Annotated in this window: 22 protein-coding genes; 16 read left to right on the top strand and 6 right to left on the bottom strand. The window is 74.2% G+C overall.

Annotated elements, in window-relative coordinates; translation table 11 throughout:
- Positions 1 to 41 precede the first annotated feature (41 nt).
- From ACZ6EG_RS11880 to ACZ6EG_RS11865, 4 genes are read left to right on the top strand one after another with little or no spacing between them, the layout of a single operon-like run.
- Entirely contained in the window at positions 42 to 554 is a 513-nt protein-coding gene (locus tag ACZ6EG_RS11880; RefSeq protein WP_391968578.1) for a hypothetical protein, read from the top strand.
- Positions 551 to 901 (top strand): transcriptional regulator, encoded by a 351-nt coding sequence (locus ACZ6EG_RS11875; protein WP_391968579.1) that lies wholly within the window; start codon positions 551 to 553, stop codon positions 899 to 901. The genes ACZ6EG_RS11880 and ACZ6EG_RS11875 overlap by 4 nt, the downstream gene beginning before the upstream one ends.
- A complete protein-coding gene (locus tag ACZ6EG_RS11870; RefSeq protein ID WP_391968580.1) occupies positions 898 to 1818 on the top strand; it encodes an ABC transporter ATP-binding protein in 921 nt (306 codons plus the stop codon). The genes ACZ6EG_RS11875 and ACZ6EG_RS11870 overlap by 4 nt, the downstream gene beginning before the upstream one ends.
- Complete coding sequence (locus ACZ6EG_RS11865; RefSeq protein WP_391968581.1) at positions 1815 to 2750, top strand: ABC transporter permease; 936 nt, start codon at positions 1815 to 1817, stop codon at positions 2748 to 2750. The genes ACZ6EG_RS11870 and ACZ6EG_RS11865 overlap by 4 nt, the downstream gene beginning before the upstream one ends.
- A 16-nt stretch (positions 2751 to 2766) precedes the next feature.
- Here ACZ6EG_RS11865 and ACZ6EG_RS11860 read toward each other — a convergent pair whose 3' ends face one another.
- The 3 genes from ACZ6EG_RS11860 to ACZ6EG_RS11850 form a co-directional block, all read right to left on the bottom strand.
- Entirely contained in the window at positions 2767 to 3468 is a 702-nt protein-coding gene (locus ACZ6EG_RS11860) for a ThuA domain-containing protein (protein WP_469603825.1), read from the bottom strand.
- Positions 3465 to 4130, bottom strand: coding sequence for a hypothetical protein (locus tag ACZ6EG_RS11855; protein ID WP_469603822.1), 666 nt, complete (start codon positions 4128 to 4130; stop codon positions 3465 to 3467). Before ACZ6EG_RS11855 ends, ACZ6EG_RS11860 begins: the two co-directional genes overlap by 4 nt.
- A gap of 100 nt (positions 4131 to 4230) precedes the next feature.
- A complete protein-coding gene (locus ACZ6EG_RS11850) occupies positions 4231 to 4560 on the bottom strand; it encodes a hypothetical protein (RefSeq protein WP_391968584.1) in 330 nt (109 codons plus the stop codon).
- A gap of 152 nt (positions 4561 to 4712) precedes the next feature.
- On the opposite strand from ACZ6EG_RS11850, the gene ACZ6EG_RS11845 reads away from it, so the two are divergent.
- Positions 4713 to 5117 carry a VOC family protein gene (locus tag ACZ6EG_RS11845; RefSeq protein WP_391968585.1) on the top strand — a complete coding sequence of 135 codons (405 nt, stop codon included), beginning with the start codon at positions 4713 to 4715 and terminating at the stop codon, positions 5115 to 5117.
- Here the strand turns inward: ACZ6EG_RS11845 and ACZ6EG_RS11840 are convergent.
- Both ACZ6EG_RS11840 and ACZ6EG_RS11835 read right to left on the bottom strand, forming a co-directional pair.
- On the bottom strand, positions 5097 to 5786 hold the full coding sequence (locus tag ACZ6EG_RS11840; protein ID WP_391968586.1) for a helix-turn-helix domain-containing protein: 690 nt from the start codon (positions 5784 to 5786) through the stop codon (positions 5097 to 5099). The genes ACZ6EG_RS11845 and ACZ6EG_RS11840 overlap by 21 nt on opposite strands.
- A 10-nt stretch (positions 5787 to 5796) precedes the next feature.
- Entirely contained in the window at positions 5797 to 6729 is a 933-nt protein-coding gene (locus ACZ6EG_RS11835) for an AraC family transcriptional regulator (RefSeq protein WP_469603817.1), read from the bottom strand.
- An 82-nt stretch (positions 6730 to 6811) separates the two neighbouring features.
- Here ACZ6EG_RS11835 and ACZ6EG_RS11830 point away from each other — a divergent pair, with 82 nt between their 5' ends.
- A complete protein-coding gene (locus tag ACZ6EG_RS11830) occupies positions 6812 to 7675 on the top strand; it encodes a Rossmann-fold NAD(P)-binding domain-containing protein (RefSeq protein WP_469603814.1) in 864 nt (287 codons plus the stop codon).
- A gap of 16 nt (positions 7676 to 7691) precedes the next feature.
- On the opposite strand, the gene ACZ6EG_RS11825 is transcribed toward ACZ6EG_RS11830, so the two are convergent.
- A complete protein-coding gene (locus tag ACZ6EG_RS11825; RefSeq protein WP_458428069.1) occupies positions 7692 to 8825 on the bottom strand; it encodes a YihY/virulence factor BrkB family protein in 1134 nt (377 codons plus the stop codon).
- A gap of 99 nt (positions 8826 to 8924) precedes the next feature.
- Here ACZ6EG_RS11825 and ACZ6EG_RS11820 point away from each other — a divergent pair, with 99 nt between their 5' ends.
- From ACZ6EG_RS11820 to cysD, 10 genes are all read left to right on the top strand, one after another.
- Positions 8925 to 10568: an acyl-CoA dehydrogenase family protein gene (locus ACZ6EG_RS11820; protein ID WP_469603810.1), complete on the top strand. Its 1644-nt coding sequence runs from the start codon at positions 8925 to 8927 to the stop codon at positions 10566 to 10568.
- 242 nt (positions 10569 to 10810) lie between these two features.
- On the top strand, positions 10811 to 12100 hold the full coding sequence (locus tag ACZ6EG_RS11815) for a helix-turn-helix domain-containing protein (RefSeq protein ID WP_391968591.1): 1290 nt from the start codon (positions 10811 to 10813) through the stop codon (positions 12098 to 12100).
- A gap of 220 nt (positions 12101 to 12320) precedes the next feature.
- Complete coding sequence (locus tag ACZ6EG_RS11810; protein WP_469603807.1) at positions 12321 to 13628, top strand: hypothetical protein; 1308 nt, start codon at positions 12321 to 12323, stop codon at positions 13626 to 13628.
- A gap of 64 nt (positions 13629 to 13692) precedes the next feature.
- On the top strand, positions 13693 to 14265 hold the full coding sequence (locus ACZ6EG_RS11805) for a GNAT family N-acetyltransferase (protein ID WP_383639055.1): 573 nt from the start codon (positions 13693 to 13695) through the stop codon (positions 14263 to 14265).
- 142 nt (positions 14266 to 14407) lie between these two features.
- Complete coding sequence (locus ACZ6EG_RS11800; RefSeq protein ID WP_309475039.1) at positions 14408 to 14491, top strand: putative leader peptide; 84 nt, start codon at positions 14408 to 14410, stop codon at positions 14489 to 14491.
- 128 nt (positions 14492 to 14619) lie between these two features.
- Positions 14620 to 16317: a sulfite reductase SirA gene (sirA, locus tag ACZ6EG_RS11795; protein WP_391968594.1), complete on the top strand. Its 1698-nt coding sequence runs from the start codon at positions 14620 to 14622 to the stop codon at positions 16315 to 16317.
- Positions 16314 to 16493 (top strand): hypothetical protein, encoded by a 180-nt coding sequence (locus tag ACZ6EG_RS11790; RefSeq protein ID WP_391968595.1) that lies wholly within the window; start codon positions 16314 to 16316, stop codon positions 16491 to 16493. The genes sirA and ACZ6EG_RS11790 overlap by 4 nt, the downstream gene beginning before the upstream one ends.
- Positions 16490 to 17200 (top strand): phosphoadenylyl-sulfate reductase, encoded by a 711-nt coding sequence (locus ACZ6EG_RS11785; RefSeq protein ID WP_356607431.1) that lies wholly within the window; start codon positions 16490 to 16492, stop codon positions 17198 to 17200. Before ACZ6EG_RS11790 ends, ACZ6EG_RS11785 begins: the two co-directional genes overlap by 4 nt.
- Position 17201: 1 nt before the next feature.
- Positions 17202 to 17771 carry an adenylyl-sulfate kinase gene (gene cysC / locus ACZ6EG_RS11780; RefSeq protein ID WP_356607433.1) on the top strand — a complete coding sequence of 190 codons (570 nt, stop codon included), beginning with the start codon at positions 17202 to 17204 and terminating at the stop codon, positions 17769 to 17771.
- Positions 17768 to 18703 (top strand): sulfate adenylyltransferase subunit CysD, encoded by a 936-nt coding sequence (cysD, locus tag ACZ6EG_RS11775; RefSeq protein ID WP_391968597.1) that lies wholly within the window; start codon positions 17768 to 17770, stop codon positions 18701 to 18703. Before cysC ends, cysD begins: the two co-directional genes overlap by 4 nt.
- Positions 18704 to 18705: the final 2 nt, after the last annotated feature.

Raw genomic sequence — 18705 nt, 5'->3', positions numbered from 1 at the left:
TTACTTTCCCAGTAGGAAAGTATGCCAGGCACGGGAGGGCGATGGCCGTGAGCACACCGGTGGATGCCGAACAGGCATGGAAGGACCTGCAGCGCATCCGGGTGCCGCAGGAGCGGGTGTACGACGAGGTCGAACGGTCGGCGGGCGGGAGCCTCGCCTCGACCTGGGCCACCGCCGCGATCATGTGGGTGTTCCTGGCCGGCCTGCGCCTGGACCCGCCCACGTGGGGTGTCTGGCTGGCCGTCGCGGCGTACGTGGCGCTGCTGGGCGGCCTGGCCGTCCTCCACCACCGGGGGAGCCGGCTGCTGCTGCACCACTCCCGCTTCACCTGGCGGACCGTCGCCACACTCGTCGCGGGGGCGGTGGTGACCGGCGGGACGGTCCTGCTGTCGGGCCGCATGGTCGATTCCCTGGCGCCGCTGCCCGCCGGCCTGGTCCAGGCCACGGTGTCGGCGTCCGTGTTCGTCCTGTTCGTGGGGCCGGCGAGCCGCTGGGCGGCCGGTGCCCTGCGCGGCCGGGGCGCGGCGGAACCGCGTGTGGAGGCGGGGCGATGAGCATCCCCTCCGGTTTCGACGAGCTGATCCATCCCGCCACCCGGCTGTCGGTGGTCGCGCTGCTCGCGGCCACCGAGTGGGCGGACTTCGCGTTCGTCCGCGACAGCCTCTCGCTCAGCGACTCGGCGCTCTCCAAGCAGCTGCACACCCTGGAAGAGGCCGGGTACCTGGAACTGCTCAAGGAGGGCGGCGGCCGCAGGCGGCGCACGAAGGTGCGGCTGACCGACCGCGGCCGCACCGCTTTCGAGGGGCACGTGGCGGCACTCCGGGCGATCGTCGACGCCGCCGGCCCCCCGGCCGCGGCTGCCCCGGTTCCCCCGCGGCAGCACTCGGAGGCGGGGCGATGACACGGCACCCGTCCGGCCGGCCCGTGATCCGCGCACGTGACGTGGCCATGAGGTACGGCGGCACCGCCGTCCTGCACGGCATCGACCTGGACATCCACCGCGGCGAGGTCTTCGCGCTGCTGGGCCCCAACGGCGCCGGGAAGACCACCACGGTGGAGATCCTGGAGGGTTTCCGGCGGCGCTCGGCCGGCGAGGTCGACGTCCTCGGCACGGACCCGGAGCGGGGCGACGACGCCTGGCGCGGCCGGATCGGGCTGGTCCTGCAGTCCTGGCGCGACCACCGCCGCTGGCGGGTCGCCGAGCTGCTGGGGCACTTCGCGACGTACTACCCCGACCCGCGCGACCCGGCCGAGCTGCTGGACCTGGTCGGCCTCACCGACCAGGCCGGCCGGCAGGTGGACCGGCTGTCCGGCGGGCAGCGCCGGCGACTGGACGTCGCGCTCGGCATCGTCGGCCGTCCCGAACTCCTCTTCCTGGACGAACCGACCACCGGGTTCGACCCGCAGGCCCGGCACGATTTCCACCTCCTCGTCGAGGGGCTGGCCCGCGACGAGGGCGTCACCGTCCTGCTCACCACGCACGACCTGGTGGAGGCCGAACGCCTCGCGGACCGGATCGCCATGCTGGTCGGCGGCCGCATCCGGGCCTGCGGCACACCCGCGGACCTGGCCCGGCGGGCCGCCTCGCAGGCCGAGGTCCGCTGGACCGCCGGCGACGGGACACCGCGCCGCGAACGCACGGAGGACCCCTCGCGGCTGGTCTGGGAGCTCCACCGGGACGCGGACGGTCCGATCCCCGGGCTCGAGGTGCGCCGCCCGACGCTGGAGGACACCTACCTGCACATGGTGCACGGGTCCGCCGACGGCCCGGACGGGTCGCCGGACGACTCCCCGGACGGGGAGGCACAGGCCGCATGAGGGAGACACACGTGACGGACAGCGCCCACGAGGCGGACGGCACCACCGGCACCGTCGCCCCGCAGGCACCGCGCCGCCCGCACCGCCGCCCCTGGCGGGCCGGTTTCCTGCGTGGCGGCATCGAGCTGCGGCACCTCCTGCGCAACCCCAGGGAGATGTCCGGCCACGTGACCAACGTGGTCGTCGCGCTGGTGATCGCCGCCTACCTCGGCGACGACGTGCCGGGCACCCAGACCCCGATGGCCCACCTGGTGCTGGCGGGCTTCGCGGCCTACCTGCTCTTCCAGATCGGGTTGATCAACGTCCCGCAGATGCTGGTGACCGAGCGGGAGGAGGGCGCGCTGCTGCGGCTGCGCGCGACACCCGGCGGGATACCGGCCTACCTCGTCGCCAAGTGCCTGCTGGTGACCGCCACCGCGACCGGCACCCTGGTCCTGCTCCTGGCGAGCGCGGCGCTGCTGGTGGACGGACCGCTGCCGGACGGGCCGGCCGGCTGGCTGACGCTGCTGTGGGTCACCACGCTCGGGCTGCTCGCCGTCGTGCCGCTGGGCGCGGCCATCGGCGCCGTGCTGCCCAATCCGCGCGAGGCGCTGGCCCTGATCATGCTGCCCACCATGGGGCTGCTGGTCACCTCCGGGGCGGTGTTCCCGATCACCTCGCTGCCCGTGCCGGTGCAGCAGGTGGCCTCCGTCTTTCCGCTCAAGTGGATGGCCCAGGGCCTGCGTTCGGCGCTGCTGCCGGACTCCGCGCGGACTGCCGAAGTGGCCGGTTCCTGGGAACTGCCCATGGTCGCCCTGGTCCTGGGCGCCTGGGCGGTCCTCGGCTTCCTCCTCGCGGTCCCCCTGTTGCGCCGCGCCGCCCGCCGCGAGTCGGGCTCCCGCCTGGCCGCGCGCCACCGCGCGGCGGAACGGAGCGGGGCGCTGCCCGGATAACGGGGCCGTGAGCCGGTCATCGCTGCCGGCCACCCCGCTCCGCGCGGACCGCCCACTCGACGCCGCCCCGCAGATGCGCGCGGAAGACCGGGTCGCGGTAGGCGTCGGCGGTGTGGCCGAGGGCCGTGTAGAAGACGCGGCCCGCGCCCTGTTCGCGGCACCAGACCAGTGGATGGTCCGCGCCCATGCCGCCGCCCTCGTACGACGACTCGTCGGCGCGGGCCAGCACCCGGACCGCACCGCGCGGGTTGGTGCGGAAGTCGTACCACTCGTCCGTGAACTCCCAGACCGGCGGCAGCTGCCGGGTCGCCGGATGGGCGGGGTCCTCGACCAGCACCCGGCCCGGCTGGCAGGCGGGGTGCCGGTCGAAGCGGGCGCCGAGCAGCTCGCCGTAGTACGGCCAGTCCTCCTCGGTACAGGCCGCCGCGTGCACGCCGACGAAGCCCCCGCCCCCCTGGACGTACACGGCGAGCCGGTCGCGTCCGGCCGGGGTGAGCACCTCGCCGCTGGTGGAGAGGAAGACGACGGCGCCGTACCGGTCGAGGGGCCGCTCCAGGACCGCCGGGTCCTCCGTGTGGTCGACCTCGAACTCCCCCAGGGTGCGCAGGGCGTGGACCCCGTCCGGGATCGAGTCGTGGCGGTAGGCGGTGGTGCGCGTGTAGACGAGCAGCCGGGGCGCCGGGGCGCGGTCCCCGGTCCCGCCGCCGGGCCGCGTCATCCGCCCGCGTCCACGTTGTTGTCGGGCGCCCCGTCGCCGACCGGGGGCAGGTCGCCGCGTTCGACCGGTGTGCCGGGCGCCGGGTCGGCGGAGGGCAGCAGCCGGGCGGCTTCCGCGGCGTCGGGGCGGTGGGCGGTGAGAGCCGCCTCGCGCAGCACGCCACGCGGTACGGCGTCCACCTCCGCGGAGACCCGCAGGACGTGGCCCTCCCCCGGCACCGCGTACTCGTGGCGCCCGGCGCCGGTGCGGTACCAGGTGGCGCCCTCGCGCTCGCACGTCGTGCGCTCCCCGGACATGTCACCGACCGGCTGCTCGAGGCACGTGCCGGCGGTGATCGAGCCCCGGTCGACGGCGAGGCGCATGTGCGCCCCGGTCCCGGCGGAGACCCAGGTGGCGGAGAAGCCGTCGTCGCCGAGGACGCCGACGGACTGCTGGGCCAGGGTGAAACCGGGGGCTTCGATGACGTGGACCAGCTCGGGGGCCACGCCCAGCGCCTGTGCGCGGGCGTCGAGTTCACCCCGGTCGGGGCCGGGGCCGGTGGCCTCGCGGGCTCCCACGGAGGAGACGGCCACGGTCTCGGTGTCCGCCTTCTCGGAGCCGCAGGCGGTGAGCAGCAACGGCGCCAGCAGCAGCACCGGCAGGACGCGCGGGGGACGAGGCATGCGCCCATCCTGCCGCACAGGCGTTCCCCCCGTCAGGCCCGGCCGACCGCGGGCCCCGCCGGTCCCGAGCGGACGGGAGGCGCGCGGAGCCCCACCGGTCCTAGGGGCGGTGCGCCGCGGCGTCCTTCGCCAGCTGGACGGCCGAGAGCAGGCTGAGGCCCGGTGCGGCTTCGCGCAGGACCTTGACCGCCTGGACGGAGTCGGCGGGACCCTCGTAGCCGGCCCGGGCGAAGCGTTCGTGGACCCAGCGGGCGCGCAGCTCCGCGTCGGAGGCGTCCGCGGCCCGCTCGGCCAGGGCGGCGGCGCGCTCCAGTCCCGGCCGCTGCTCGGGCGTCGCCTCGGCGAGCGCCTGACGGAGCCCGTGGGCTATGACGTCCGCGTCCCGCAGGACGAGCACGTTGAGTTCCTGTTGCCTGCCGCGTCCGAACATGCGGCCATGATCAGGGACGTGCCCGGTGCGGGGGAAGGGACTTGAGCGGCTTCTGAGGCGCGGCAGCCGACACCGCGGCGCCTTCGTCGGCCGACGGACGCGTGTCCGATTCCTTCAAGACCGGCCCCGCGCGCCCCGCCTACGGTGGCCCCATGACCGCACGTTTCGACGCCCTCAGCATCATCGTCTCCGACATGGCCGCCTCCGTGGCCTTCTACCGCCGGCTCGGTTTCGCGTTCCCCGAGGACGCCGGGGACCAGCCCCACGCCGAGGCCGGACTGCCGGGCGGCACCCGGCTGCTGCTCGACACGGAGGCGTCCGTCCGTTCCTTCATGCCCGGCTGGCAGCCGCCGGCCGGTGGCGGGCGGCACTCGCTCGCCCTGCTGTGCGACACCCCCGCCGAGGTCGACGCGCTCTACGCGGAGCTGACCGACGCCGGCTGCCACGGCGAACGCGGGCCCTGGGACGCCCCCTGGGGCCAGCGGTACGCCGTACTGAACGACCCGGACGGCCACGGCGTCGACCTGTTCGCGCCGCTACCCGCCCCGGCCGAGTAGCCGCCCCGGCGGCAGGCCCGTCAACTCCCTGACGTCCCGCGCCAGATGCGCCTGGTCGGCGTAGCCGGCCCGGACGGCCGTCTCGGCGAGCGGCACGCCCTCGCGGGCCAGGGCGAGGCCACGCTGGAGCCGCAGCACGCGGGCCAGGGTCTTGGGCCCGTAGCCGAAGGCGGCCAGAGAACGCCGGTGCAACTGGCGGGGCCCCACACCCAGCTCGTCGGCGGTCGCGGCGACCGGACGGCCCGCTTGGAGGGCGGCCACGATCCGGTGCAGCAGCGGGTCGGGAGGCCCGGTGCCGGCCGCCCGGGACAGCGCCGCCTCCTCCAGGCCGCTCGCCGGGTCGGGGGCCGCGTTCACCCGGGCGGCCAGGTGACGGGCCCGGGCGGTGGGCCAGAGGTCGGTCAGCTCCACCCGCCGGTCGCGCAGTTCGTGGGCGGGGACGCCGAGCAGGGCGGGGGCGGTACCGGGGGCGAAGCGGACACCCGCCCAGGGGCCGGCGGCGCCGTCGGCGACGTGGGCGCGGGTGTCGGGTCCCGCGACCAGCAGCCGGCCGTCATGCCAGAGCAGGTCCATGCAGCCGTCGGGCAGGACACGTCCGGTGCCTGGCGCGTCCGGGGTGTGGGTCCACACCACCGCGCCGGTCAGCCGGGACGCCCGTTCCGCGTACACGCCTGCCAGGCTACGCCGGTGTCCGGTACTCCTGCGGGCTGACGCCGTACACCCGTTTGAACGCCGTGGACAGGGCGAAGGCGCTGCCGTAGCCGACCCGCCGGGCGATCGCGCCGAGGGTGTCGTCGGTGTCGCGCAGCCGGTCGGCGGCGAGCGCGAGGCGCCAGCCGGTGAGGTAGGCCATCGGGGGTTCGCCCACCAGGTCGGTGAAGCGCCGGGCGAGCGCGGCGCGGGAGACGCCGGTCTTCGCGGCGAGCGACGCCACCGTCCAGGGGTGCGCCGGGTCGTCCTGGAGCAGCCGCAGCGCCCGGCCCGTGACCGGGTCGCCCAGCGCCCGGTACCAGGCGGGCGGCTCGGCCTCGGGCCCGGCGAGCCAGGCCCGCAGCGCGGCGATGACCAGCAGGTCGAGGAGCCGGTCCAGGACGACCTCCTGGCCCGGTTCGTCCCGGGTGACCTCCGTCGTCAGCAGGGGCGTCAGCGGGCAGTCCCACTGGTCGGAGGTGAGGGACAGCAGCGGGGGCAGGGCGTCCAGCAGCCTGCCGCCGATCTCGCCGCGCACCAGGTACGTGCCGATCAGCAGCACGGCGTCGCCGTCGGCCCGGTCGCCCCAGGTGCGCACGCCGAGGTCCATCGAGCCGTTGAGGGGGCGGCCGTCGGGGCGGCTGCACGCGCCGCCCGGCAGGATCACCGCCTGCGGCGGGGTGCCGGGGTCGTCGGCGCAGGTGTACGGGTCGGGACCGCGGGCGATGGCGAGGTCGCCCGCGCGCAACCGCAGCCGCTCCCCCGTGTCCGGCACGATCCAGGCGTCGCCGCGGACCATCAGCATCACCGTCAGCGGTGCCCGGTCCTCGACGCGTACGGCCCACGGCGGGTCGAAGCAGGCGCGGATCATGAACGCGCCCCGGGCGCGGGGTCCCTCCAGCAGGCCGGCGAGTGCGTCCATGGCGTCACAGCGTAGACGCACGCGTATGCCGGCGAGCCGTTCGGTGAGGGGAACGCGGGGCGCCCGGCCGTTGACTGGTGCCATGACGAGGACGAGTGCACAAGGGGACATGACGGTCGTCGTGACGGGGGCGTCCGGGCGGGCCGGCAGCCGGGTGGCCGAGGCGGGACGGGCGGCCGGGCTGACGGTGCGGGCCGCGTCGCGGGCGACCGGGTTCGACTGGTGGGACCGGTCGACCTGGGCCGGCACCCTGCGCGGCGCCGACGCGGCCTTCGTGGTCCACCCCACCGACGTCGGCGCCCCCGGCGCCGCGCAGACGGTCGGGGCCCTCGCGCGGGAGGCGGCGGCGCTCGGCGTACGGCGGCTGGTGCTGCTGTCGGCGCGGGGCGAGGAGCAGGCGCGGCCAGCCGAGGCGGCGCTGGCCGGGGCGGGCACGCGGTGGACGGTCGTGCGGGCCGCCTGGTTCGCGCAGAACTTCGGCGAGGGTCCACTGGCGGAGGAGCTGCGCGGGAGCGGGGAGCTGGTGTTCCCGGCCGGTGACGCGGCCCGGGAGCCGTTCGTGGACCTGCGGGACGTGGCCGACGTGGTGGTGGCGGCGCTGGTGTCCGGCGACCGGTACGCCGGGCGGGTGCTGGAGGTGTCGGGGCCCCGGCTGCTGACCTTCGCGGAGGCGGTCGCGGAGATCGCGAAGGGGACGGGTCGCGCGCTGTCGTACCGGGCCGTCGCGGCCCGGGAGTACGGCGGGAACCTGGTCGGCTTCGGGGTGCCGACGCAGGAGGCGGCGTTCCTGGTGGAGCTGTTCGGCACGCTGCTCGACGGCCGCAACGCCCGGTTGTCGGACGGGGTGCGGCAGGTGCTGGGCCGCGCGCCGAGGGACTTCGGCGACTTCGTGCGCGAGGGGGTGGCCGCCGGGACGTGGGAGCCGGGGGCGTCCGGCCGCGGCTAGGGACGGCCTCGGCCGGTCAGGAGGCCTCCGGCTTGTCGTGGTTCACGGGCGGGTGGTTCTTCACGTGGGTCCGCAGGCGGGCCGTGACGTCCTCGGGCGGCAGGAAGCGGGACCAGCGTTCCGGGAACTCTGAGGGCATGTCGGGGTCCGCCTCGCCGGTCGCGGCGGCCCGGGCCACGTACTCGGCGATCTGGGCCTGCCGCAGCCGCTCGTTGGCCTCGCGGGCGGCCGCGGTGGCGGCGGCGGGCCACACCCGGTCGATGGCCGCGTTGACCGCGGCCCCGACCAGCACCGCGAACGCCGACACGCCGATCCACAGCAGGACGGCGACGGGCGCCGCGAGCGAACCGTAGATGGTGGGTCCCTCGACGGTGCTGGTGAGGTAGATGCGCAGCAGGAAACTGCCGAGCACCCACATCGCGAGGGCCACCAGCGCGCCGGGCACGTCCTCGATCCACGGGGAGCGCACGGGCACGGAGACGTGGTAGAGCGTGGTCAGGAAGGCGACGGACAGGATGATGACGACCGGCCAGTACAGCACCTGGACGACCGTCGTCGACCACGGCACGATCCGGACCACGGCGTCGGGTCCGGCCACCATCAGCGGCAGCGCGACCGACCCGATCAGCAGGGCCACCAGGAACAGCAGGAAGGCCATGAGGCGGGTCTTGACGATCCCCCGGACGCCGTCGAGGCCGTACATCACGGTGATGGTGTCGATGAAGACGTTCACCGCGCGGGAGCCCGACCACAGGGCGAACAGGAATCCGATGGAGATGACGTCGGGCCGGCCGCCCTTGGTCACATCGTCCAGGATCGGCTCGGTGATCTGCTGGACGCCCCGCTCGGAGAGCACCGCGCGGGAGGCGTCCAGGATGTTGGTGCGCAGGCTCTCGGTGGTGTCGGCGCCGATCCACAGGTCGACGTAGCCGATCAGCCCGAGGACGCTCAGCAGCAGGGGAGGCACCGACAGCAGGGTGAAGAACGCGGCCTCGGCGGCCAGGCCGAGGATGCGGTACTCCATGCCCGAGTTGACGGTGTCCTTGAGGAGCAGCCAGGCGGTCCTGCGTTTGGAGACGTTCCGGTACAGGACCCGGGCGCGATGGAGCCGGCCGGAGGGCCGTTCGGGGGATTCACTTGCTGGCTGCACGCCCTAAAGGTATCCGCAGCGGGGGGCCGCACTCATCCGCGGACGCCCGTCGGCCGGTGCCGCCTCCGCGCCGGTCGCCGGCACGGTAGGTTCACGGTCATGGCAGGCAGTACCCACACCGTGACGAATCAGGCCCCGCCGCTGGTCGGCCACGACGTCTTCACCACCGACCGGGTGCTGACGGCGGCGGTCGGGCGGCACCTGGCACCGGAGCTGCGCGAGGAGGCCCGGGCCGAGCTGTCGGGCCTGGGCCGCAGTTGCGGGTCCCTGCAGAGCCGGGAGTGGGGTGTACAGGCCGACGAGAACCCCCCGAGACTGCGCACCCACGACCGCTACGGCCACCGCGTCGACGAGGTCGACTTCCACCCGGCGTGGCACCGGCTGCTCGGCAAGGGCGTCGCGGCGGGCCTGACCGCGGCCTGGTCCCGGCCGGGCGGGCAGGTGACGCGCGCCGCCGGGTTCCTGATGTGGAGCCAGGTGGAGGCCGGCAGCTGCTGTCCCCTGTCGATGACCCACGCGGCCGTGCCGGCCCTGCGCGCCGACGCGGAGCTGGCCGCGGAGTGGGAGCCGCGGCTGACCTCCCGGGTGTACGACCGGGAGCTGCGGCCCGCCCCGCTGAAGGCCGGGGTCCTGTTCGGGATGGCCATGACGGAGAAGCAGGGCGGCAGCGACGTCCGGGCGGGCACCACCGCCGCCCGCCCGCTGGCCGAGGACGGCACGTACGAGCTGACCGGGCACAAGTGGTTCTGCTCGGCGCCGATGTCGGACGGCTTCCTGGTGCTGGCGCAGGCCCCGGGAGGGCTGACCTGCTTCCTGGTGCCCCGCGTCCTGCCGGACGGGACCCGCAACGTGTTCCTGATCCAGCGGCTGAAGGACAAGCTGGGCAACCGGTCCAACGCCTCCGCCGAGGTGGAGTTCGCGGGGACCTGGGCGCGCCGGGTCGGCGAGGAGGGGCGCGGGGTGCGCACCATCATCGGCATGGTGGCGGCGACCCGGCTGGACTGCGTGCTGGGGTCGGCGGGACTGATGCGGCGGGCCGTCGCCGAGGCGGTGCACCACTGCACGTACCGGGAGGCGTTCGGCGCGAGGCTCGTCGACCAGCCGCTCATGCGCAACGTCCTCGCGGACCTCGCGGTCGAGTCGGAGGCGGCGACCACGCTGGCGGTGCGGCTGGCGGCGGCCCAGGACGCGGCCGAGGGCGGTGACGAGCGGGAGCGGGCGCTGCTGCGGCTTGCGGTGCCGGTCGCCAAGTACTGGGTGACCAAGCGCTGCGCGCCGGTGGTGGTGGAGGCCGCCGAGTGCCTGGGCGGCAACGGGTACGTCGAGGAGTCCGGGTTGCCCCGGCTGGTGCGCGAGTCGCCGCTGAACTCGATCTGGGAGGGCGCCGGCAACGTACAGGCGCTGGACGTGCTCAGGGCGATCGGACGGGAACCGCTGGCGATGGACGCCTACCTGACGGAGGTGGGCCTGGCGCGCGGCGCCGACCACCGCCTGGACGCGGCGATCAGGGGGCTGCTGACGGAACTGGCCGATCTGGGGGCCGCCGAGGGGCGGGCGCGGCGGCTGGTGGAGCGGCTGGCGCTGGTGCTCCAGGGCTCGCTGCTGGTGAGGTACGCGCCGCCCGAGGTCGCCGACGCGTTCTGCGCGGCCCGGCTGGGCGGCGACGGGGGCATGGCCTTCGGCACGCTGCCGCCGACGCTCGATCTGGCGTCGGTCGTGGAGCGGGCCCGCCCGGTGGCCTGATCGCGCCCGTGTGGCGCGGGGGTGGTGCTGCGCCGACACGGCACCACCCCCACCACACGAGCCCGTTCGGGCCGCGTACGCCGCACGGGGCGGCGTGACTCCAGTTTGGACACCGGTCGGACGGTCCACCAGGGTTGCAGGGGGTTGCAACTCGCCTCCGGCCGTGTGCGGACCGTGTTCCACGGGGCACGGGCAGGCGGCCCCCACCAGATGGACATCCGGCTTCCGGGAGGACGGGACCAGTGGCGCTCTCTCCGATGGACGTGACGCGGCTCGCCGCCGTCGACACGACGCGCGCGGCGCGCATGCTCAGCGAGGTCCGCTCCGCGCGACTCTCGGGCGGACGGGCCCCGGTGGCGCCGCGTCCGGTGATCGAGCAGTCCTGGGAGCGGATGCTGCGCAGCGGCGTCGACCCGGAGCACGACTTCCGCGCGGGGCTGTTGCCCCTGGACGAGGTTCGGCGGCGGCGGGAGGCCTCGCCGCTGCGGCACGTGCTGCCGGTCCTGCGCGAGGGCCTGCTGTCCGTCGCGGACGTCGCGCAGCACATCATGGTGGTCGCCGACGACGAGGGCCGGCTGCTGTGGCGGGAGGGCAGCGCGCCCGTGCTGCGCAAGGCCGACGGGCTGGGCTTCGAACTCGGGGCGGACTGGCGCGAAGAGGTGGTCGGGACCAACGGTGTGGGGACGCCGGCGGTCACCCGGCGGCCCGTCCAGGTGTTCGCCTCCGAGCACTTCGTGCGGTCCCAGGCGACCTGGACCTGCGCCGGCGCGCCCATCAGCGATCCGCGCAGCGGCCGGCTGCTCGGCGTGGTCGACGTGAGCGGGCCGCTGACGACGATGCATCCGGCCACGCTCGCCTGGGTCGACTCGGTCGCCAAGCTCGCCGAGGCCCGGTTGCGCGAGCTGCACGTGCGGTCCCTGGAGCGGCTGCGGGCGGTGGCGGCGCCGGTGCTGGCCCGGCTCGACGGCCGGGCCCTGGTCACGGACCGGGACGGCTGGACGGCGGCGGTGACGGGGATGCCGTACCTGGACCGGGTGGTGCTGCCCGGACCCCCGGTGGCGGGACGGCGGTGGCTGCCGTCGCTCGGCGCGTGCACCGTGGAGCCGCTGGGCGAGGGCTGGCTGGTGCGGGCGGCCGAGGAGCCGGTGCCGAGCGGGGGCGTCCGGGTGGTGCTGGACCTCGGGCAGCCGCGCCGCTGCTCGGTCCGGGTGCTGGGGGGCGCGCAGGCGTGGACGCGGGGACTGAGCGCCCGGCACGCGGAGCTGCTGTACCTGCTGGCCGTCCACCGCGGCGGCCGCAGTGCCGCGGAGCTGGCCGAGGACCTGTTCGGCGACCCGGCGCGCACGGTGACGGTGCGGGCCGAGATGTCCCGGGTGCGGAGGTACCTCGGGGCCTATCTGGAACACCGGCCGTATCGTTTCTGCGCCTCGGCGGAGGTGGAACTCGTCCTCCCGGACGACCCCCGTGACCTCCTCCCCCACTCCACGGCTCCGACGGTGACGGCGCACCGGGCCGCACGTCCGGCGCCCTGACCGCCCGCCTCGGGCCCGGCGGAGCGCCCGACCCGCCGGGCGTCCCGCACGCCCGGGCACGCCCGCACCGGGCGCCGAGACGCTACGTTTTCGCATATTTGCAGCGTCCGCGTCCGCGGACCCGCCCGTCTGTGTAGCATCCTCTACGGACCGCGCCAGCCGCTCCCCGGTCAACGCGACCACCGTCGAGCCCAGTTGGTCCGGTGCCTGTGGAGGTTTGATGAAGCACCGCGGCAGACACCGCCGACGCAGGCGGAGCCGGGCGCTGCGCGCGGCCCTGGCCGGTGCGGCCCTCGCTCTGACCGGCGCCGCCACGATGATCAGCGCTTCGCAGGCCACGGTCGCCGACGACCCCGGCGCCCTCAAGCCCCTCACCTCCGCCGCCCGGACCGACGCCCTGCGCCTGACCGAGCACCGGGTACCGCGCCCCTGGCTCGACCGCCTCTCCGCCGCGATGGGTGAACCGGTGGGCGTCTCCACCGTCCTCGGCTCCGCCGACCGCACGCTGCGCGACGCCGCCGACTGCACGACCGGTGAGCGGGAGGCGCTGCCGGTCCTCCCCGCGGCCACCCGGGCCTACTGCTGGGACCCGGCCGACACCGAGGGCTGGCGGCCGGGCGCGGTCACCACCTCCGGGGACGCCGAGGCGGACGGCCGCTGGGGCGCCCACCGCGTGGTCCTCTCCGCGTGGACCCGCGACGACGGTACGCCCGAGGGCGGCCTCGCCCGGGTCTCCTTCGTCGACGCGGACGCTCCCGACCGGCTCGGCTACACCTCGGCCCTCCTCGCCGTCCCGGTCGACCGCGGGCACGACTACCGGGGGCTCGCCTCCCCCGTCTCCGGCATGGTCTGGTACCAGGACAAACTGCTGGTCACCACCGGCGCCGGTGGTCGCGAGGCGCTGTACGTGTACGACCTGGACCTGATCCAGCGCGCCACCACCGACGCGGACGCGGTCGGCCGGGTGCCCGGCGGCTGGGCGGCGGGCGGCCACCCGTACGTCCTGCCCGCCGTCGCCTCGTACCGGCTCTCCGACACCTCCGGCGCGGCGCGTCCCGCCGCGATCTCCCTGGACCGCGGCACGGCCCCGGTCAGCCTGGTGGCGAGCGAGCGGGTACCCGCCGACGGCGACCGCCCCACCCGGCTCTGGCGCTACGCGTTCAGCGCCGATCCCGCCCGCGCCGGACTGCCGGCCGTCGACTCCGCGGGACACGTCGACGCGGTGGAGGCGTACGAGACGGGGGCGGCCGAGGTGGGCGGCGTCCTCTCGCACCGCCCGCCCGGCGCGACGCGAGCCGACTGGTACCTGGGCCGCGCGGCCGGCGGGGACGACGGGCGCGGGACCCTGTGGCGCCAGGACGCGGACGCGGCCCGGGCCGCGGAGTGCGGGGCGGACCGCTCGCAGCGGTGCTGGAGCGGACAGGCGGGCTCCCTGTCGTACTGGGAGGCGACCGGTGAGGTCTGGTCCCAGTCGGGCCGCATGCTGTTCGCGGTGCCGCTGACGTCGATCGAGGACGCGCTCGACTGACGCCCGCCCCCGGGGACCGGACGGGAGATGACAGATCCGCGGAGCGGATGGTTCCCTGACCGGCATGACCCACATCGCCGTGACCACCTGGTCCCTGGAGCAGACGGCGCCGACCGATCTGCTGCCGGCCGCCGCACCGGAGGGGGACGTCCGGATCGTCCGCTCCGAGGTGCCCTCCCCCGAGTTCAGCCGTTTTCTGTACGCCTCCGTCGGCGGGGACATCCGCTGGACGGACCGGCTCGGCTGGAGTCACGCGCGGTGGCGGGAGCACCTGGAGCGGCCGGGGGTGGAGACCTGGGTCGCTCACGACCGCGGCACCCCCGCCGGGTACGTGGAGCTGTCGTCCGGCGACGACGGGGTGGTGGAGATCGAGTACTTCGGCCTGATTCCGGCTTTCCGGGGCCGGCGCATCGGTGGTCACCTGCTCTCGTACGGCACCGCCCGCGCCTGGGACCTGGCGGACCGCTGGCCGGGCCTGGCCACGACCAAGCGGGTGTGGCTGCACACGTGCAGCAAGGACGGCGCGTTCGCGATGGACAACTACCAGCGCCGCGGCTTCCGCCTCTTCGACACCAAGGTCGAGGAGGAACCGGACGTCGCCACTCCCGGACCGTGGCCCGGGGCGTTCCCCGCCTGACCGTACGTCGGCCCTGACCAGGCGTCGGCGGGCGCCGACGGCCATGTGACCCACAACACCCTAGTCTCGCTGTACGAGACAAGGGTGTCTGCATCGTGGACAAAGCTGGACGGTGTTCAGATCGTCGTGCCAGGCTTCCGTCATGCCTGGAACTGGAATTGCCTTGGTGAGTCGGCGGCACGTCGACCTCGGCCGCATGTCCAGCGCCATCTGTCCGGGCCGCTGAGAGCTTCCTCCAGCACCACCGGATCCCCCGCAGTCGCCTCATTCCCGCGCAACGCCGCGCATTCATGCCCGTGCGCACACGCGCAGGTCAGAGCCGCATTTCCGCCTGCCCCGAAGGACGTGTCATCCATGGCCGCCACGCCGCCGAATCCTGCTGCCGCGACCCCCCGCCGCAAGGTGAGCCGTCACCGCGGCGAGGGTCAGTGGGCGGCCGGTCACTTCACCCCGCTCAACGGCAACGAGCAGGTGAAGAAGGACGACGACGGTCTCAACGTGCGGACACGTATTGAGACGATCTACTCCAAGCGTGGTTTCGACTCGATCGACCCCAGTGACCTGCGCGGACGCATGCGCTGGTGGGGGCTGTACACCCAGCGCAAGCAGGGCATCGACGGCGGAAAGACGGCCGTCCTGGAGCCGGAGGAGCTGGACGACAGCTACTTCATGCTGCGCGTGCGCGTCGACGGCGGCGCGCTGACCACCGCGCAGCTGCGCGTCATCGGCGAGATCTCGCAGGAGTTCGCACGCGGCACCGCCGACCTCACCGACCGGCAGAACGTCCAGTACCACTGGATCCGGATCGAGGACGTCCCCGAGATCTGGAACCGGCTGGAGGGCGTCGGCCTGTCCACCGTCACCGCCTGCGGCGACACGCCCCGCGTGATGATCGGCTCCCCGGTCGCGGGCATCGCCGAGGACGAGATCATCGACGGCACGCCGGCCCTGGAGGAGATGAAGCGCCGGGTCCTGAACAACCCGGCGTACTCGAACCTGCCGCGGAAGTTCAAGACCGCGATCTCCGGGTCGCCGGTGCTGGACGTGGTCCACGAGATCAACGACGTGGCCTTCGTCGGCGTCGAGCACCCCGAGCACGGGCCGGGCTTCGACCTGTGGGTCGGCGGCGGCCTGTCCACCAACCCCAAGCTGGGCGTGCGCCTGAACGCCTGGGTGCCGATCGAGGACGTGCCGGACGTCTACGAGGGCGTCATCTCCATCTTCCGCGACTACGGCTACCGGCGGCTGCGCAACCGCGCCCGCCTGAAGTTCCTGGTCGCCGACTGGGGCCCGGAGAAGTTCCGCCAGGTGCTGGAGGACGAGTACCTGAAGCGGAAGCTGACCGACGGCCCGGCGCCCGCCGACCCGACCAGCCGCTGGCGCGACCACATCGGCGTGCACCGGCAGAAGGACGGCCGCTTCTACGTCGGCTTCGCCCCGCGCGTCGGCCGCGTCGACGGCACGATCCTCACCAAGGTCGCCGACCTGGCGGAGGCGCACGGCTCGGGCCGGGTGCGCACCACGGTCGAGCAGAAGATGATCGTCCTCGACATCGAGGAGGGGCAGGTCGACTCCCTGGTGGAGTCCCTGGAGGCGCTGGACCTCACCGCCCGGCCCTCCACCTTCCGGCGCGGCACCATGGCCTGCACCGGCATCGAGTTCTGCAAGCTCGCCATCGTCGAGACCAAGGCGCGCGGCGCCTCGCTGATCGACGAGCTGGAGCGCCGGCTCCCGGAGTTCGACGAGCCCCTCACCATCAACCTCAACGGCTGCCCCAACGCCTGCGCCCGCATCCAGACCGCGGACATCGGTCTCAAGGGCCAGCTGGTCCTGAACGCCGAAGGCGAGCAGGTCGAGGGCTACCAGGTCCACCTGGGCGGCGCCCTGGGACTGGAGCCGGGCTTCGGCCGCAAGGTGCGCGGACTCAAGGTCACGGCGGAGGAGCTGCCGGACTACGTGGAGCGCGTACTCAAGCGCTACGAGGCCGAGCGCGAGGACGGCGAGCGCTTCGCCACCTGGGCGGCCCGCGCCACCGAGGAGGCCCTGTCATGAGCGAGCGCGCCGCGCCGTTCTACTGCCCCTACTGCGGCGACGAGGACCTGCGTCCGCACGAGGACGGTCACGGGGCCTGGGAATGCGGGGCGTGCAACCGCGCATTCCAGTTGAAGTTCCTCGGGCTCCTCGCCCGGGGTCTTCAGCCCAACTCCACGGGAGGGGAACCGATATGACGGCGGTTCAGGAAGAGCGTACGACCGAGGAACTCAAGGCGCTGGCCGAGCGGGCGGGCCGCGAGCTGGAGGACGCCTCCGCGCTGGACATCCTCCGGTGGGCGGCCGAGACGTTCGGCAGCCGCTTCTGCGTGACCTCCTCGATGGAGGACGCGGTCGTCGCCCACCTGGCCTCCCGCGCCCTGCCCGGCGTGGACGTGGTGTTCCTCGACACCGGCTACCACTTCCCGGAGACCATCGGCACCCGGGACGCGGTGGAGGCCGTGATGGACGTCAACGTCATCACGCTCACCCCGCGGCAGACGGTCGCCGAGCAGGACGCCGAGTACGGCCCGAGGCTGCACGACCGCGACCCCGACCTGTGCTGCGCGCTGCGCAAGGTCAAGCCGCTGGAGGAGGGTCTGAAGGGTTACCAGGCCTGGGCGACCGGCCTGCGCCGCGACGAGTCCGAGACCCGCGCGAACACCCCCGTCGTCGGCTGGGACGAGAAGCGGCGGAAGGTGAAGGTATCCCCCATCGCCAAGTGGTCACAGGAAGATGTGCAAACGTACGTCGACGAGCACGGAGTCCTCACCAACCCGCTGCTGACGGACGGCTATGCCTCCGTGGGCTGCGCGCCCTGCACCCGCCGCGTGCTGGAGGGCGAGGACGCCCGCGCCGGCCGCTGGGCGGGCCGTTCCAAGACCGAGTGCGGACTGCACGGCTGACATGACGACGACCACTGATCTTCAGGAGAACCCTGTGACGACCGGAGCCACCGTCTGGCTCACGGGTCTGCCCAGTGCCGGCAAGACCACCATCGCGTACGAGCTGGCCGACCGCCTCCGGGCGGAGGGCCGGCGCGTGGAGCTGCTCGACGGCGACGAGATCCGCGAGTTCCTCTCGGCGGGCCTCGGCTTCAGCCGCGAGGACCGGCACACCAACGTGCAGCGGATCGGCTTCGTCGCCGAACTGCTCGCCCGCAACGGCGTCACCGCGCTGGTCCCGGTGATCGCCCCCTACGCGGACAGCCGGGACGCCGTCCGCAAACGGCACGAGGCGAACGGCACGGCGTACGTGGAGGTGCACGTGGCGACCCCGGTCGAGGTCTGCTCGGTGCGCGACGTGAAGGGCCTGTACGCCAAGCAGGCCGCGGGCGAGCTGACCGGGCTCACCGGGGTCGACGACCCGTACGAGGAGCCCGTCGCGCCCGACCTGCGCGTCGAGTCGCAGGACCAGACCGTGCAGGAGTCCGCCGCGGCGGTCCACGCCCTGCTCACCGAAAGGGGACTGGCATGACGACGACCGTCGCAGCGGTGGAGGGGACGGCGGGCCCGTACACCCTCTCCCACCTCGACGCCCTCGAGTCCGAGGCGGTGCACATCTTCCGCGAGGTGGCGGGCGAGTTCGAACGGCCGGTGATCCTCTTCTCCGGCGGCAAGGACTCCATCGTCATGCTGCACCTGGCGCTGAAGGCGTTCGCCCCCGCGGCGGTCCCCTTCTCGCTGCTGCACGTGGACACCGGGCACAACTTCCCGGAGGTCCTGGAGTACCGCGACCGCACGGTGGAGCGGCACGGGCTGCGCCTGCACGTCGCCTCCGTCCAGGACTACATCGACCGCGGGGTGCTCAAGGAGCGTCCGGACGGCACCCGCAACCCGCTGCAGACCCTGCCGCTGACCGAGAAGATCCAGGCGGAGCGGTTCGACGCCGTCTTCGGCGGCGGGCGCCGCGACGAGGAGAAGGCCCGCGCCAAGGAGCGGGTGTTCTCGCTGCGCGACGAGTTCTCCCAGTGGGACCCGCGCCGCCAGCGCCCCGAGCTGTGGAACCTGTACAACGGCCGGCACGCCCCCGGCGAGCACGTCCGGGTCTTCCCGCTGTCCAACTGGACCGAGCTGGACGTGTGGCAGTACATCGCTCGTGAGGGCATCGAGCTGCCGGACATCTACTACGCCCACGAGCGGGAGGTCTTCGCCCGGTCCGGGATGTGGCTGACGGCCGGTGAGTGGGGCGGCCCGAAGGACGGCGAGACGGTGGAGAAGCGGCGGGTCCGCTACCGCACCGTCGGTGACATGTCCTGCACCGGAGCCGTCGACTCCGACGCCGACGGCATCGAGAAGGTGATCGCCGAGATCGCCGCCTCCCGGCTCACCGAGCGCGGCGCCACACGCGCCGACGACAAGATGTCCGAGGCCGCGATGGAAGACCGCAAGCGCGAGGGGTACTTCTAGCC

This window comes from Streptomyces sp. NPDC041968, from assembly GCF_055589025.1.
The sequence above is the reverse complement of the archived record's forward strand: the minus strand, read 5'-3'. Positions and strand labels throughout refer to the sequence as shown.